The organism is Neorhizobium sp. BT27B (assembly GCF_050455485.1).
GTDB lineage: Bacteria > Pseudomonadota > Alphaproteobacteria > Rhizobiales > Rhizobiaceae > Neorhizobium.
In genome coordinates this window covers 53,562-68,508 of record NZ_JBCIYT010000010.1, presented here as the reverse complement: position 1 = coordinate 68,508, position 14,947 = coordinate 53,562, and the positions used below count along the sequence as shown (strand labels likewise).

The window sequence follows — 14,947 nt, the reverse complement described above, 5'->3', positions numbered from 1 at the left end:
CGTCGTTTCGGCCTACCGCGAGGCCGTCAGGGCAGCTGGTGAATCTTTACTTGCGGCACCACAGTTTTAGCAATGTCGCAAAGATGTCTGTGGTGGGTGAGATAGATCACCTGGCCGACTTTCGACATCTCGCCCAGCAGACGGAAAACCTCTTCCGAGCGTTGGTCGTCGAAGCTCTCCATGATGTCGTCGGCGATGAAGGGAACCGAGGGCCGCACCGCTGCAAACTCCTCGTAGCCTGCCAGCCGCAGCGCCAGATAAAGCTGGAATTGCGTGCCGGTGGACATGCTGTCGGCCAGTTTGGAGCTGCCGTCGCGCGCCACGCCGATGAGGATCTCCTTGTCGCGATCAACCTGCGTGGCAAGGCCGGAATAATTACCGCCGGTGATCAGGCGAAACGCTTCCGAAGCGCGGTTCATCATCGAGCTGCGGTGTTTTTCGCGGTAGATATGCAGGGCCTGTTCGGCCGCCAGAATGCCGGTCCTGAGTATCAGGTAGCGGGTTGCCAGATCCTCGATCTCCAGCAGGATCGTGCGTCTCTTGGCTTCGATCTGCGCCACCGCGTCGTCACCGCCGACAGCGTCCAGCTTGTCCTTGGCGCGGGTCATCTCAGCGTAAAGCTCGCGCGTCCTGTCGGTCAGGTCACCAATGCGGGTGGAAAGCTCTTCCGCTTCACGCTCGATGCTGCCGGCGTCGATCTCCGCCAACGCCTGAGCGGCATCCTCGAAACGCACCACCTGCATGCTCTGGGCGATCTGCGCCTTCAACTCGGCAATCCGCGTTTCGACCCGGTCGCGCTCTTTTGCCTGTTCCAGAAAGTTTTCGACGGCTGCCAGCGTATCGGTGCCGAAATAGGCGGTGATCTTTGCTTTCTGGGCCTCATGCACGGCCAGTTCGGCCGCCAGTTCGGCGCGTTCGGCCTGCAGTTTTTCAAGATTTTCATGCCGCGTGGTGCGAGCCTGCTGTTCGCGCGTTGCGGCCTTCAGCCGGTCGAGCAGCTGGCTGGCAATCACCAGCGGGTCATCGACGCTGCCGTCATCATCCAGCTTGCGCAGCAGGCTGGAAATGTCGTCTCGGAACTGCGTCTGGTCACGCTCCATGGCGGTTACCCGCTGGGCAAGGTCCTGACGGTCCTTGAGGATGACCGGCAGTTTTGACAGCACAGAGAGGATTTCACGGATCGCCGCAACGGAGTCGGCCTTGTCCGCCAGCCACGTCTTCGAAAGTGCCTGCCGCCAGGCATCCTGCCAGGCATCTGCGCTGGTCTGCGCCTCTTCCCGATCACGTTCGCGCTCGGTGATATCGCGTGCAAGATCGGTGATGGATTTTTCAAGCGCTGCCCGCGCATGCGCGCCGGCTTTGATGCGCGATATGAAATCGGCCGCACCGCGCGCCAGTTCGCTTGGGTTCAGCTGGTGAAGGCCACGCGCTCCCGCCTCGGAAAGAGCGCGCTGCAATTCGGCGCTCACTCCATCCAGTTCGTCGCGGATGTCGGCAATGTCGGTTTGCACCTGCTGAAGCTGTGTCCACGCGGACAGTGCCTCGCTGCGGCGGGTCACCCAGCTTTCGAGGGCGGCGATACGCTCCATCGCATCGGTGTCGATGTCGGATGTATCTGGCAGAAGCGCGCCGATCTTTTCCGCCAGTGCCGCATGTTCGGTTTCCGCCTCGGCCAGCAGATCGCGCTGGTGGTGGATGGCGGCCTCGTTTTCCGCCGTCTTGCGGGCCAACTGCCGCAACTCGGCCAGCTCATGGGCGCGGGACAGGCGGCCGGCCGAAACGCCGTCATCGCGGCGCATCGCCTCTTCGAACTGTTTGGCCGTCTGCCCGTCGAGGGCTGCCAGATGCGCCTGCCATGCGGCATCACGCTCGCCACGGACGGCCTGCGCCTCGCCATCATCGATCGCGCCGCCGGCATTAAAGGCGGCCAGCCGTGCCTGTGTCGTCACCTGTTCGGTTTCCGTCTCGCGCAGGCGGGTGCGGTGTTCGTTCAAACGCCGGTCGATGGCCATGGCCTGTCCGCGCCATGTCTCGATCTGGCGGGTGTCGGCCGAGCGCGTTGCGGCAAGCGCCTCCATGTCGCCGGACCATGGCGCCAGCATGCCGATGCGGTTTTCGAGATTGCGCTGCAATTGGATACGGCCGCGCTCTTCCAGCGAAAGCCGTGATGGCAGGTCGGAACCGGTCAGGCGCGCAAGGGCCGCTTCCAGCCGTTCCAGAGCGACGTCGTCGACGTCTTCTCCGGCGCCGTTCTGTGCCGATTGATTGTCCTGCAGGCGGTCCAGTGCATCGCGGCTGCGCTTCAGCTCGCGTTCGGCGGTCGACAATTGCACGTCGATGCCGGAGCGTTTTTCGATCAGGTCCCGAATGATCGCCGTCGTCGAGGCCGGCAGCAGCAGAGCCTCGGCATCGTCATGGGGCGGGCGCTCCAGATCGGCCAGCAGCCGCGCCAGTGCGCCATCCTGTTCCGCCAGCGATTGCCGGCGCCGCGGCAGGTCGCTTTCCGCGGAACGGAAGCGGGCAATGCCATCGGCCAGCATTTCGGCATGGGTGGCGATCAGCAATGCCTGTTCGTCCACCGCAATCGCTTCGATCTCGCGCTGTAGCTGCTCAAGGCCGCGATCCTTTTCCTGCAAAAGCGCCTGCAGGCGGGTTTCGTCGCGCACAAGCTGCGGCAGAAGCGCAAACCATTCGGCCGGCGGCCGCGGCAGTTCGGCCTGGGTGTTTGGATCGGTTTCAAGTCCGGCAAGCTGCAGAGACAGTGGCAGGGCCGTGAGGATGCGGTTCAGGCCGGCATGACGGGTGCGTGCCTGTGCCAGTTCGGCAGCAGCGCCATCATAATTGGTTTTCGCTGTTTCATGGCTGGCATTGAGGCTGGCATAGGCCGCCGCAAACGTGTCGATGGCATTGCGCTCTGCCTTCAGTGTTTCCAGTGCACGTTTCAGCTCGGCCATTTTCGAGGTCGAAGAGCGCTTTTTGTAAACGCTCGCCGCCTCGTCGCCGGCCGCTGCCAGCGCCTTGCTCAAGCCCGCAAGGCCGGAACTGGCGGAAAACAGCAATTCGCCCAGTTCGCCCTTGCTCTGGATGATGGCATTGCCGCCTTCCTCCAGCGATTTGTCGTCCAGCGAAAACATCGTGCGATAGGCATCGCGCGTCACGCCACCCAGCGCGCCCACCAGCAGCGCATCGTTGACCGGCGAACCGCGTCCATCGATCAGGCTGCCAGTGCGCTGTTTCAGTCGCGCCAGTTCGTGTTCGACGCCGTCGATGTCGAGCTGCGCACCGATCCGCATCGAACCGTAGGGATGCAGGAAATTGTATGGCGTCTGCGCGTGCATGCCGAACAGAAGGTCGAGATAGGCGGCAAGCGTGGTGGATTTGCCGGCTTCGTTGAGGCCGTAAACGATATGCAGGTCCGGCTGGCCGTCGGCCGCCTTGCCGAAATCGATCACATGGTCGGTGAACTTGCCGTAACGGGTGAGGTCCAGACGGTTGAGGCGCATCAGTTTTCGTCTCGCTCGGCGCCGCTCAGGCGCGCGGTGATATCGTCGGTGCCGCTGACCAGCAGGTGATCGACAAAGCGATCGAACGCCGCTTCGTCGTCACCGGCAAAATGGCGGCTTTCGGCCGGCAGGTCGGCCAACATCTCGCGCACCATGTCGCGAATGTCGTCACGAAAACCGGGGCGGGCAGTCACGTCGGAGCGCATCAGCTGGCCAAGCTCGATCACCGGATCGGCGCTCGCCTGTTCGGCCTCGCCGGGTGGCCTCACATCAAGTTCGAGCTTTTCGATCCATGTATCACCCAGCCGCTCGCCGCGCTGTTCGGCCTCTGTCAGCATCAGGTCGATATCGCGCCGCAGCCGGAAGGACAGCGGCGTTTCGCCGGTCAGCCGCAAACGCGCCACCAGATGTGTGGAGGCTGTTTTTGTCCGCTGGTCGGCAAGCGCCGTTTCGATAGCCGCCGCTGCATCCCGCCATTCGGTCAGACCGGCCAGATCGACGGGAATACGCTCGAACTGCGCAATGCTCGTCAGCCGCTCCTCGACGGTGACGCTGCGGTCATCGGCGATCGTCACCAGCGAAACGGTTTTTGCTCCGGCCTCGTTGATGTCGCGTCCCTGCGGCATGCCGGGCATGATCACCGTGCGGGTGCCGGCATGCTGGGTGCGTTGATGGATATGGCCGAGCGCCCAGTAATCGAAACCGGCCGCATGCAGGTCGGCTGTGCTGCAGGGGGCGTAGACATCATGGCCGGGCGCGCCGGCAAGGCTGGTATGCATGATGCCGATATTCACGGCGCCTGCGACCGGCGGCCTGTATTTCGGCAGAAGCGGATCGGGCGCCTGCGGTTTGGCAAAGCTCAGGCCGTGGATGGCGACGGCAAGGCCGTTCGCTTCCGTCTCGATTACCTCCGCACGCCCGCCAAAAATCTTGACGCTCGGCGGCAGAACCAGTTCCTGGGTGATGCGGGAAAGCGCGTCGTGGTTGCCACGGATGGTGTAGGTGGCAATGCCGGCCTGATGCAGCCGCTCCATCTGCCCGCCCAGAAACCGCGCCGTCTTCATCGACGTCTGGTCGCCGTCGTAGAGATCGCCGGCAATCACCAGCGCATCCACCTGTTCCTCAAGGCAGAGATCGACGATGGCGATCAGTGCCTGCCGGGTCGAATTGCCGATCAGTTCCGCAAGCTCGCCATTGCGCAAGGCCAGCGAACGAAGCGGGGAATCGAGATGGATGTCGGCGGTGTGGACGAAGCGAAAAGGCATGAAGTGACTCGCAATATGTGCCGCACTATAGGCCGGAACGCGTCGCGCGCACCAGCATCACGCCAATTTCAATTCAGCGAGGCCCTCGGCTGACGCCTGCGCAATCGCTTCCGGCGTCGCGTCGATATCGACTGTCACCACGCCGTCCTCCTTCTCGGGGCGCTCCAGCGTTGCGAGCTGGGTTTCCAGCAGGCTGATGGGCATGAAATGGCCGGTGCGGTGCCCCATGCGGTCGGTCAGCAGTTCTTTCGATCCATCGAGGAAAACGAAGGCGAGTTTTCCACCGGCAGCGTTTCTCAAGCGATCGCGATAGCTTTTCTTCAAGGCGGAGCAGGTGATGACAATGCCGGTCGAAGCGCCGTCAGTCAGCCGTTCGCCGATCAGGTCCAGCCACGGCCAGCGGTCCTCGTCGGTCAGCGGCGTGCCTTTCGACATCTTTTCGACGTTGGATTTCGGGTGCAACTCGTCACCCTCGACATAAGGAAGGTCGAGCGCTTTCGCGAGCAGGATGCCGACCGAACTTTTGCCGCTGCCCGAAACGCCCATCACGATCACCGGGCCGCGAAATGCCTTGCCTGTCTGCACTGTCGACATGGTTATGCTGATCCTTCCTTGAAACTGCGCGGAGAAAATCGCGGCGGCTTGTCAACGTCAAGTCTGCTGGCAAGATTCTGCTTACCATTCGCGCGAATGGCACTTGCCGATCGTTCAATGTTTTGTCTTGCTAATGCACGGATCTGTGCGATTCTTGGATATGTGCTTCGATCCCTGTGCGGGCAAGGGACTGGTATCATGATGGATGGGAAAAATCGGAACCGGCTTTATACACCTCTCGGTCAGCTGACCCGGGCTGTCGCTCGGCTGGCAGGAGCAAAGTCGGTTGACGAAGTCGTTGAAATCGTACGGACAACGGCGCGTGCTCTGGTGGGCTGCGAAGGGATTGCCATTATCCGTCGCGACGGCGATCTCTGCCATTATATCGAAGAGGATGCGATCGGCCCGCTCTGGAAGGGGCAGAAATTTCCGATGTCTGCCTGCATCAGCGGCTGGGCGATGCTCAACAAGCAGACGGTCGTGGTTCCCGATATCGCGCTCGATCCCCGCATTCCTTATGAACTTTACGAAGAAACTTTTGTGCGCGCCGTGCTGATGACGCCGGTGCGGCGTGACGATCCGCTCGCCGCCATCGGTGCCTATTGGGCATCGACCTATGAGCCGAGCGAGGAAGAGATCGAGGTTCTGGAAGCTTTGGCAAGCGCTACCGCCACCGCGCTTGAAAATGTCCGCCTGATTTCGGCTTTGAAGGATGCCGTGTCCGATGCCGAATTGATGCGTGACGAGCTTCGCCACCGGGTCAAGAACGCCTATATGGGGGCGCAAAGCCTTGCCCGGCTGACCCTGCCATCCGATCTCGGTGACCAGTTCAACGGTCGCATCTCGGCGCTTGCGCGGGTGCATGAACTGCTGGACGAGCAGGCGGAAGACAATGCCCGCATTGATCTGCGCAGCCTGATCGAAATCGAGATCGAACCTTACACCACACCCGATTGGCAGCCGTTTTCGCTCACTGGCCCATCCGTGCAGCTTCAGCCCATGCGCGCCACCGCCCTTGGTCTGGTGATCAACGAACTGGCAACGAATGCGCTCAAACATGGCGCGCTGTCGGTATCGAGCGGCAGGGTGGAGGTTGCCTGGCTGGTTGCCGGTTCCGAACTCACTTTGCTTTGGGCAGAAATGAATGGTCCGGCCGTTGCCGAAAGTGCCTTGGCCAATCAGGGTTCGGGCCTGATCAAACGCCTGGTCGAACGGCAGTTGCGCGGCAGGCTTGATCATGTGCTTGCCCGCTCCGGTGTCCGCTGCCAGGTAACCTTCGCCATCGATGCCGGCGTGCGGGAAGATGCGACCTCGTGGGATGACCGCGCGCAGTAACGCGGCCTTGCCGGCTTGCCGGCCAAAATTCCTATAAAAATCCTATTTCTTTGCGCGTCGGCTCGTCTCGAAAGCCTATGCACTGCGGGCTCATATTGATGGTCGGGATGCCGATAAGCATTCCCGGCCAGAAAACATGACAGGTGCCTTCCGCCCGGATGGCGCCTTTCAGGTTGTCTGACTCCATGAACCGACAGGAGTCCACACCCATGATGGATATCATTCTACTCGCCGCGGCTTTGGCCTTTTTCGGCCTGTGCTTCGCCTATACCCGCGCCTGCGACAGGCTGTGAGGAGGACGCAATGATCATCGACTATGTCCTCGCCGGCGGCGTGACCGCTTTCCTCGCGGTCTACCTGACCTATGCTCTCATTCGCCCTGAACGCTTCTAAAAGAAGTTTTGGGTTGCTCGAAAGTTTCCTCCCATGACCCTCAACGGATGGCTACAGATCCTCGTCTTCTGCGGGATCCTGATCATTCTCGTCAAACCGCTCGGCGCCTATATGACGCGGGTGTTTTCCGGCGAACGCACCTTTCTTTCGATCATTTTCGGCCCGCTTGAACGTGGCCTTTATGCGCTGGCCGGCACCAGCGAGCGTGAAGAACAGCACTGGACGGCCTACGCCTTCGCCATGCTGATGTTCAATCTCGCAGGCTTGCTGCTGCTCTACGGCCTCCTGCGTCTGCAGGATGTATTGCCGATGAACCCGGCGGGGCTGGCTTCACCCGGCCCGGAACTGTCGTTCAACACCGCCATCAGCTTTGTCGCCAACACCAACTGGCAGAGTTATGGCGGCGAAAGCACGATGTCCTATTTTAGCCAGATGGTCGGGCTGGCCGTGCAGAATTTTGTGTCCGCCGCGACCGGCATGGCGATCGCCATCGGCCTGATCCGCGCCTTTTCGCGCGCCTCGGGAAAAGCGATCGGCAATTTCTGGGTCGATATGACCCGCGCCACCCTCTATATCCTGCTGCCGATCTGCGTTGTGCTGACGCTGGTCTATGTCTGGCTCGGCGTGCCGCAAACTTTCGGCGCTTATGTCAATGCCACGACGCTCGAAGGCGTACAGCAGACCATTGCTGTCGGCCCGGTCGCCTCGCAGCTGGCGATCAAGATGCTCGGCACCAATGGCGGCGGTTTCTTCAATGCCAACTCGGCGCATCCGTTCGAAAACCCCGACAATATCTCCAACATGATCCAGATGCTGTCGATCTTCGCGATTGGCGCCGCCTTCACCAATGTCTTCGGGCGCATGGTCGGCAACCAGCGTCAGGGCTGGGCGATCCTCGCTTCGATGGGCATCCTGTTCATCGTCGGTGTCGGCATCGTTTACTGGGCGGAAGCATCCGGCAACCCGATCATGCATGCGATGGGCCTGTCCGGCGGCAACATGCAAGGCAAGGAAGTGCGCTTCGGCGTCGTCATGTCGTCGCTGTTTGCGGTCATCACCACGGCGGCCTCCTGCGGTGCGGTCAATGCCATGCACGGCTCGTTCACGGCGCTTGGCGGCCTCATTCCGCTGATCAACATGCAGCTTGGCGAAGTCATCGTCGGCGGCGTCGGTGCGGGTTTTTACGGCATCGTGCTGTTCGTCATCATCGCCATTTTCGTTGCGGGTCTGATGGTCGGTCGCACGCCGGAATATCTCGGTAAGAAGATCGAGGCGAAAGAAATGAAGATGGCCGTCCTTGCCATTCTCTGCCTGCCGCTCGCCATGCTCGGTTTTACCGCGGTCGCCAGCATTCTGCCTTCGGCAGTCGCCTCGATCGGCACGGCCGGCCCCCACGGTTTCTCGGAGATCCTCTACGCCTATACCTCGGCTGCGGCCAACAATGGCTCTGCCTTCGGTGGACTGTCGGCCAATACACCGTGGTTCAACATCACGCTCGGCATCGGCATGCTGATGGGCCGTTTCCTGGTCATCGTGCCGGCACTCGCCATCGCCGGCTCGCTGATCTCCAAGAAAACGGTTCCAGCGTCTGCCGGCACGTTCCCGACCGATGGCCCGCTCTTCGTTGGCCTGCTGGTCGGCACCATCCTGATCGTCGGGGGGCTGACCTTCCTGCCTTCGCTGGCTCTCGGGCCTGTGGTCGAACATCTGGCGATGATCGCCGGCCAGGTTTTTTGAAGGTGAACATCATGACCATTCGTCAGGCACTAAAGAAACAGTCACGCCTTGCCGCGCATCCGCGAGGCGGGGAGGTGCCCCGCTGGTGCAACGGCTCGAACGCCATTCTTGCGATGATGGCGGCGCTTTTCGCCGTCGTCTGCTTCGTCGAAATCCTGTGGGGCTGACCGCGCGTCGGTCGCCTCCTTCCAAACGCTGGGGTCTCTCATGAGCCAGTCAAATTCCGCGAGTATCATGGATAGTCGCATTCTCGTTCCGGCAATCGGCGGCGCTTTTCTGAAGCTGAACCCGAAAACGCTGGTCAAAAACCCGGTCATGTTCGTCGTGGCCACCGTGTCGGTGCTGACGACGGTTCTGTTCCTGCGCGATCTCGCCATCGGCAGCGACAGTCTCGGTTTTTCCTTCCAGATCAACCTCTGGCTCTGGTTTACCGTGCTGTTCGCAAACTTCGCCGAAGCCGTCGCTGAAGGCCGCGGCAAGGCGCAGGCGGACAGTCTGCGCAAGGCGCGCACGGAAACCCAGGCCAAGCTGCTATCGGGAGACGATCGCGGCAATTACAGTATGGTGCCGGGCACGTCGCTGAAGGTGAACGACATCGTGCTCGTCGAAGCCGGGGATATCATCCCGTCGGATGGCGAGGTTATCGAAGGCGTGGCCTCGGTCAACGAAGCGGCGATCACCGGCGAATCCGCCCCCGTCATCCGCGAATCCGGCGGCGACCGCTCGGCTGTCACAGGCGGCACGCAGGTTCTGTCCGACTGGATCCGTGTGCGCATCACGGCTGCCGCCGGCTCCACCTTCATCGACCGGATGATCTCGCTTGTCGAAGGCGCGGAGCGCCAGAAGACCCCGAACGAGATCGCCCTCAACATCCTGCTGGCCGGCATGACGCTGATTTTTGTGCTCGCCGTCGCAACGATCCCGGCCTTTGCCGCCTATGCCGGCGGTTCGATCTCGATTTTCGTTCTCGTCGCGCTGTTCGTGACGCTGATCCCGACTACGATCGGCGCGCTGCTATCGGCCATCGGCATTGCAGGCATGGACCGTCTGGTGCGCTTCAACGTGCTCGCCATGTCCGGTCGCGCCGTCGAGGCAGCCGGTGACGTCGACACGCTGCTGCTCGACAAGACCGGCACGATCACGCTCGGCAACCGTCAGGCAACTGCGTTCAGCCCCGTCAGCGGCGTGTCCGAGCAGGATCTCGCCGATGCCGCGCAACTGGCCTCGCTTGCGGATGAGACGCCGGAAGGCCGTTCCGTCGTGGTGCTTGCCAAGGAAAAATACGCGATCCGCGCCCGCGACATGAACAGCCTCAAGGCGACGTTTGTGCCGTTCACCGCCCAGACCCGTATGAGCGGTGTCGATCTCGACGGTTCGCAGATCCGCAAGGGGGCCGTGGAGGCGATCCTTGCCTATGTCGGCGGCGGTTCGCTTCCGGTCGCCGGCAATGCGGCCATCGCCGTCAGCCCACAATCGGAGACGGTGCGCGAGTTGCAGTCGATCGCCGACGAAATCGCCAAGGCCGGCGGCACGCCGCTTGCCGTCGCTCGCGATGGAAAGCTGCTCGGCGTCATCCAGCTCAAGGACATCGTCAAGGGCGGCATTCGCGAACGGTTTGCCGAACTGCGGCGCATGGGCATCCGCACGGTGATGATCACCGGCGACAACCCGATGACGGCGGCCGCAATCGCTGCCGAAGCCGGTGTGGACGATTTCCTCGCTCAGGCAACGCCGGAAAACAAGCTGCAACTGATCCGCGACGAGCAGGCCAAGGGCAAGCTGGTCGCCATGTGCGGCGACGGCACCAATGATGCGCCGGCGCTGGCGCAGGCCGATGTCGGCGTCGCCATGAACACCGGCACGGTCGCCGCCCGCGAGGCCGGCAACATGGTCGATCTCGACAGCGACCCGACCAAGCTGATCGAGATCGTCGAGATCGGCAAGCAGTTGCTGATGACCCGTGGTGCGCTGACGACGTTTTCGATCGCCAACGATATCGCCAAGTATTTCGCCATCATCCCGGCGATGTTCCTGGCGTTTTATCCGCAGCTTGGCGTGCTAAACGTCATGGGGCTGGCCACGCCGCAAAGCGCCATCCTGTCGGCGATCATCTTCAATGCGCTGATCATCGTCGCCTTGATCCCGCTTTCGCTCAAGGGCGTCAAATACCGCGCCGTCGGCGCCGGTGCGCTTCTGTCGCGCAACCTGCTGATTTACGGCCTCGGCGGCATCGTCCTTCCCTTCTTTGCCATCAAGGCGATCGACATGGTCATCACGGCCATCGGTCTTGCCTGAGGAGTTTTCAAAATGTTGAAGCAAATCCGTCCGGCTCTGGTGATGATCCTTAGCCTTACAGCCATCACCGGCCTCATCTATCCCTTCGCCATGACCGGCATCGCGCAGGCTGTCTTTCCCGCCCAGGCGAATGGCAGCCTTATCGAAAAGAACGGTCAGGTTGTCGGCTCGGCGCTGATCGGTCAGGCCTTCACCGGCGAGCAGTATTTTCACGGCCGTCCATCGGCTGCTGGTGATGGTTACAATGCCGCCTCGTCCTCCGGCTCCAATCTTGGCCCGACCAGCCAGAAGCTGATAGACCGGGTGAAGGCCGACTACGAGGCTGCCAAGGCCTCCAATCCGAATGCCGAAGTGCCGATTGATCTCGTCACCGCCTCGGGCAGTGGCCTTGATCCGCATATCTCTCCGGAAGCGGCATTGTTTCAGGTCGCTCGCGTCGCCCGCGCACGCAACATGGATGAGGCGGTGGTGAAGGCGCTGGTTGAGGACCATACCGAGGGTCGCCAGCTCGGCTTTCTCGGTGAACCCGTCGTCAACGTGCTGGCGCTCAACATGGCGCTGGATGCGGCGAAGAGCTGATCCTGAATTTTCAGCAAACACGCGGCCGTCCGGATGGGCGGCCGCGTGTCTTTTTGTTCTTCGGGTTTTCTCAGGCTGCGGCCCGGTCCCAGCTGGAAAACGGATCGGGCAGACCGCGCCACAACTCCGGCCGGAACGCGCCGCTATCTATCAGACAGGCGTCCAGTTCTGCCCGGATCGCCGTTTCATTCATGGGATCAGCCCCGATGAAGACGATTTCCTGGCGCCGATCACCCCAGACCGGATCAAGATAGGGCTTCATCATGTCCGAAAAGCCGGGGTCCTGCGGCCATTGTTGCTGCGGAACAGCTGACCACCAAAGCCCCATCTTTTGCGTGCGGACCAGTGCGCCGGCCTGGCTCATTTCCCCGACATGCTGCGGTCGGGTCGCCAGCCAGAAAAAGCCCTTGGCACGGACGACGCCCGCCCAGGACCTGTCGATAAAGGCTTTGAACAGCGTCGGGTCGAAAGGCCGTCTGGCGCGGTAGACAAAACTGCGAATGCCATATTCTTCCGTCTCCGGCACATGGTCTGCAAAACCGTGCAACTCCTTGAACCACAGCGGGTGGGTTTCGGCCTTGGCAAAGTCGAAACGGCCGGTGCCGAGTATGTTCTTGAGGTCCACATTGCCGAAATCTGTTTCGATGAGATGTGCGTCAGGGTTGAGGGCGACGATGATCTTTCGGGCCGCGTCACGCTCCGCTGGATTTGCCTGGCTGATCTTGTTGAGCACGATCACATCGGCGAATTCGATCTGTTCCACGAGCAGGTCGACAAGCGTTCTCTCGTCGCCTTCGCCCGCCGTCTCGCCGCGGTCGGACAGGAAGTCGGCGGAACCGTAGTCCTTGAGCAGGTTGGCCGCGTCGACAACCGTTACCATCGTGTCGAGACGCGCGACATCCGAGAGGCTGCGGCCTTGCTCATCGCGGAAATCGAACGTCGCGGCCACCGGCAAAGGTTCGGCGATACCGGTGGACTCGATCAGCAGATAGTCGAAACGTCCCTGTTCGGCCAGCGCCCGCACCTCTTTCAAAAGGTCGTCGCGCAATGTGCAGCAGATGCAGCCATTGGTCATCTCGACCAGTTGTTCCTGCGTGCGGGACAGGTTCGCACCACCATCGCGCACCAGCGCTGCGTCGATGTTGACCTCGCTCATATCGTTGACGATCAGCGCCACGCGCAGTCCGTCGCGGTTGCCAAGAATATGATTGAGAAGCGTTGTTTTGCCGGCGCCCAGAAAGCCGGAAAGGACTGTGACGGGAAGTTTCGAGTTCATGCCTGACACCAATATGTCGATAACGATAAAATGTTATAACATTACTAATGATGTGCGTGTCAATCCGCCTGCTGCTCCAGCCTGCATGACGGAGGACACGGGGAGCTTAATGAGTCTGGTCTGTATCAATGGATGGTGGGGATGCCCGCGAGCAGCATGAAGCAGCGGTTATCCACGTTGACAGGAGGGCTGCGATCAGAGAGGCCTCAGTTCAACTGTGGCACACCGCTCGTCATGCCGGTCTGGTCGCCGGTGATGTAAAAATACGCGAACGCGGCCAGGAATGCGCCGATCGCACCGGCGATGATCAGCGCCTTCCGCATCCACGGAGGCGTCTGACGCGGCGGCTTTGGCGTTTCTTTTTTGCGAAACTTGATGACGTTATCGTTCATGGCTTTTTACTGCGTGCGTGTGACCTGCGATGTGCCGCCATACTTAAACGAGGTGAGTGAGCAACGCCATCGCAATACAGGCACTTTCGGCCCATAAAACCCCGCTTGCCTGCAAATACAATCGAGCTGTGGTATCTGGATTGCGCCTTTTGGAAAAGCGGGCCGTCGGCAGTTCTCCGGCCCGCTTTGCTTGTCAGGCTCAGGCCACGCGTTTCAGCGCGTCGGCGATCATCGAGACGATCGTGCCGATCTGCTCGCGTTCGATGATCAATGGTGGCGACAAGGCAATGATGTCGCCGGTGACGCGGATCAGCAGTCCCTTCTCGAAGCAATCGACGAACACGTCATAGGCGCGTGTTCCGGGAGCACCGTCGCGGGGGCTGAGCTCGATCGCACCGACCAGGCCGAGATTGCGGATATCGACCACATGCGGCAGGCCCTTCAGGGAATGCAGCGCATTTTCCCAATCCGTTGCCAGATCGGCAGCGCGCGTCAGCAGTCCTTCTTCCTCGTAGATCTCCATCGTCGCAAGGCCGGCAGCGCAGGCCACCGGATGGCCGGAATAGGTGTAACCGTGGAAGAGTTCGATGGCGTTTTCAGGCCCGGTCATCAGGCTATCGTAAACTTTGCGGCTGGCGTAGACGGCACCCATTGGAATGGTGCCGTTGGTGATGCCCTTGGCCGTGGTGATCAGGTCTGGCACGACACCGAAATAATCGGTGGCGAACGGCGTGCCCAGACGACCGAAACCGGTGATGACTTCATCGAAGATCAACAGAATGCCGTGCTTGTCGGCAATTGCCCGCAGCCGCTCCAGATAGCCCTTGGGCGGCAGGATAACGCCGGCCGAACCGGACATCGGTTCGACGATGACGGCGGCGATGGTTTCTGCGCCATGAAGCTGGACCAGCCGTTCCAGATCCTCGGCAAGCTCGACACCGTGCGTCGGCAGCCCCTTCGTGAATGCATTGCGTTCGACATCCAGCGTATGGCGCATGTGATCCGCCGGGATCTGCGGAAAAACGCGGCGGTTGTTGACGAGGCCGCCCACGGAAATCCCGCCGAAACCAACGCCGTGATAGCCTTTTTCACGGCCGATGATGCGTGAGCGTGTGCCCTGGCCGATGGCGCGCTGATAGGCGATGGCAATTTTCAGTGCCGTATCGACGGATTCCGAACCGGATCCGGTGAAGAACACGCGGTCGAGCTTCGAGCCGGGACCGCCGGGGGCATGCTCCGCCAGTTTGGCGGCAAAATCGAAGGCGATCGGATGGCCCATCTGGAACGTCGGGGCAAAGTCCAGTGTCGCCAGCTGGCGTTCGACGGCCTGCGAAATTTTCTTGCGGCCGTGGCCGGCATTGCAGCACCACAGGCCTGCTGTGCCATCAAGCACCTTGTTGCCGTCGACATCGGTATAATACATGCCGTCGGCCGCAGCCAGCAGGCGAGGCGCCGCCTTGAACTGCCGGTTGGCCGTGAACGGCATCCAGAAGTTTTCGAGATTGACCGTGTTTGCCTTGCTGGCGTGATCCATGATTGCCTCCATTGAGTGAAGGCGAGTTTGGCTATTTGGCTGTT

General features: G+C 61.3%; 12 protein-coding genes. 6 read left to right on the top strand and 6 right to left on the bottom strand.

Features of this window, described 5'->3' with window-relative positions:
* Nucleotides 1-26: 26 nt before the first annotated feature.
* Genes AAIH70_RS23425 through AAIH70_RS23415 form a run of 3 tightly spaced genes read right to left on the bottom strand, consistent with a single transcriptional unit; the run spans nt 27 to nt 5,314 of the window.
* A complete protein-coding gene (locus AAIH70_RS23425) occupies nt 27-3,503 on the bottom strand; it encodes an ATP-binding protein (RefSeq protein ID WP_132278327.1) in 3,477 nt (1,158 codons plus the stop codon).
* Nucleotides 3,503-4,768 (bottom strand): metallophosphoesterase family protein, encoded by a 1,266-nt coding sequence (locus AAIH70_RS23420; RefSeq protein ID WP_132278329.1) that lies wholly within the window; start codon nt 4,766-4,768, stop codon nt 3,503-3,505. Before AAIH70_RS23420 ends, AAIH70_RS23425 begins: the two co-directional genes overlap by 1 nt.
* 57 nt (nt 4,769-4,825) lie before the next feature.
* Nucleotides 4,826-5,314 carry a gluconokinase gene (locus tag AAIH70_RS23415; RefSeq protein ID WP_132278484.1) on the bottom strand — a complete coding sequence of 163 codons (489 nt, stop codon included), beginning with the start codon at nt 5,312-5,314 and terminating at the stop codon, nt 4,826-4,828.
* Between the two features lie 246 nt (nt 5,315-5,560).
* Here AAIH70_RS23415 and AAIH70_RS23410 point away from each other — a divergent pair, with 246 nt between their 5' ends.
* The 6 genes from AAIH70_RS23410 to kdpC all read left to right on the top strand — a co-directional run bounded on the left by AAIH70_RS23410 (nt 5,561) and on the right by kdpC (nt 11,701).
* The gene (locus tag AAIH70_RS23410) at nt 5,561-6,697 is read left to right on the top strand and encodes a sensor histidine kinase (protein WP_132278331.1); all 1,137 of its coding nucleotides are present in this window, start codon (nt 5,561-5,563) and stop codon (nt 6,695-6,697) included.
* Between the two features lie 303 nt (nt 6,698-7,000).
* Entirely contained in the window at nt 7,001-7,090 is a 90-nt protein-coding gene (gene kdpF / locus AAIH70_RS23405; protein WP_132278333.1) for a K(+)-transporting ATPase subunit F, read from the top strand.
* A gap of 33 nt (nt 7,091-7,123) precedes the next feature.
* On the top strand, nt 7,124-8,827 hold the full coding sequence (kdpA, locus tag AAIH70_RS23400; RefSeq protein ID WP_132278335.1) for a potassium-transporting ATPase subunit KdpA: 1,704 nt from the start codon (nt 7,124-7,126) through the stop codon (nt 8,825-8,827).
* 11 nt (nt 8,828-8,838) lie between these two features.
* On the top strand, nt 8,839-8,994 hold the full coding sequence (locus AAIH70_RS23395; protein ID WP_165932108.1) for a hypothetical protein: 156 nt from the start codon (nt 8,839-8,841) through the stop codon (nt 8,992-8,994).
* A gap of 40 nt (nt 8,995-9,034) precedes the next feature.
* Entirely contained in the window at nt 9,035-11,122 is a 2,088-nt protein-coding gene (gene kdpB, locus AAIH70_RS23390) for a potassium-transporting ATPase subunit KdpB (protein WP_132278337.1), read from the top strand.
* A gap of 12 nt (nt 11,123-11,134) precedes the next feature.
* Nucleotides 11,135-11,701 carry a potassium-transporting ATPase subunit KdpC gene (gene kdpC, locus AAIH70_RS23385; protein ID WP_132278339.1) on the top strand — a complete coding sequence of 189 codons (567 nt, stop codon included), beginning with the start codon at nt 11,135-11,137 and terminating at the stop codon, nt 11,699-11,701.
* Nucleotides 11,702-11,771: 70 nt separating this feature from the next.
* On the opposite strand, the gene zigA is transcribed toward kdpC, so the two are convergent.
* From zigA to AAIH70_RS23370, 3 genes are all read right to left on the bottom strand, one after another.
* A complete protein-coding gene (gene zigA, locus AAIH70_RS23380) occupies nt 11,772-12,977 on the bottom strand; it encodes a zinc metallochaperone GTPase ZigA (RefSeq protein ID WP_132278341.1) in 1,206 nt (401 codons plus the stop codon).
* A gap of 206 nt (nt 12,978-13,183) precedes the next feature.
* Nucleotides 13,184-13,369, bottom strand: a complete 186-nt coding sequence (locus tag AAIH70_RS23375; protein WP_132278343.1) for a hypothetical protein — start codon at nt 13,367-13,369, stop codon at nt 13,184-13,186.
* A 199-nt stretch (nt 13,370-13,568) separates the two neighbouring features.
* A complete protein-coding gene (locus AAIH70_RS23370; protein WP_132278345.1) occupies nt 13,569-14,903 on the bottom strand; it encodes an aspartate aminotransferase family protein in 1,335 nt (444 codons plus the stop codon).
* Between the last annotated feature and the right edge of the window lie 44 nt (nt 14,904-14,947).

Coding starts and splice junctions, on each gene's coding strand:
- AAIH70_RS23375 (WP_132278343.1), bottom strand. CDS start 13,369: ATGAACGATAACGTCATCAAGTTTCGCAAAAAAGAAACGCCAAAGCCG.
- AAIH70_RS23370 (WP_132278345.1), bottom strand. CDS start 14,903: ATGGATCACGCCAGCAAGGCAAACACGGTCAATCTCGAAAACTTCTGG.
- AAIH70_RS23395 (WP_165932108.1), top strand. CDS start 8,839: ATGACCATTCGTCAGGCACTAAAGAAACAGTCACGCCTTGCCGCGCAT.
- kdpB (WP_132278337.1), top strand. CDS start 9,035: ATGAGCCAGTCAAATTCCGCGAGTATCATGGATAGTCGCATTCTCGTT.
- zigA (WP_132278341.1), bottom strand. CDS start 12,977: ATGAACTCGAAACTTCCCGTCACAGTCCTTTCCGGCTTTCTGGGCGCC.
- kdpF (WP_132278333.1), top strand. CDS start 7,001: ATGATCATCGACTATGTCCTCGCCGGCGGCGTGACCGCTTTCCTCGCG.
- AAIH70_RS23415 (WP_132278484.1), bottom strand. CDS start 5,314: ATGGGCGTTTCGGGCAGCGGCAAAAGTTCGGTCGGCATCCTGCTCGCG.
- AAIH70_RS23425 (WP_132278327.1), bottom strand. CDS start 3,503: ATGCGCCTCAACCGTCTGGACCTCACCCGTTACGGCAAGTTCACCGAC.
- AAIH70_RS23420 (WP_132278329.1), bottom strand. CDS start 4,768: ATGCCTTTTCGCTTCGTCCACACCGCCGACATCCATCTCGATTCCCCG.
- kdpC (WP_132278339.1), top strand. CDS start 11,135: ATGTTGAAGCAAATCCGTCCGGCTCTGGTGATGATCCTTAGCCTTACA.
- kdpA (WP_132278335.1), top strand. CDS start 7,124: ATGACCCTCAACGGATGGCTACAGATCCTCGTCTTCTGCGGGATCCTG.
- AAIH70_RS23410 (WP_132278331.1), top strand. CDS start 5,561: ATGATGGATGGGAAAAATCGGAACCGGCTTTATACACCTCTCGGTCAG.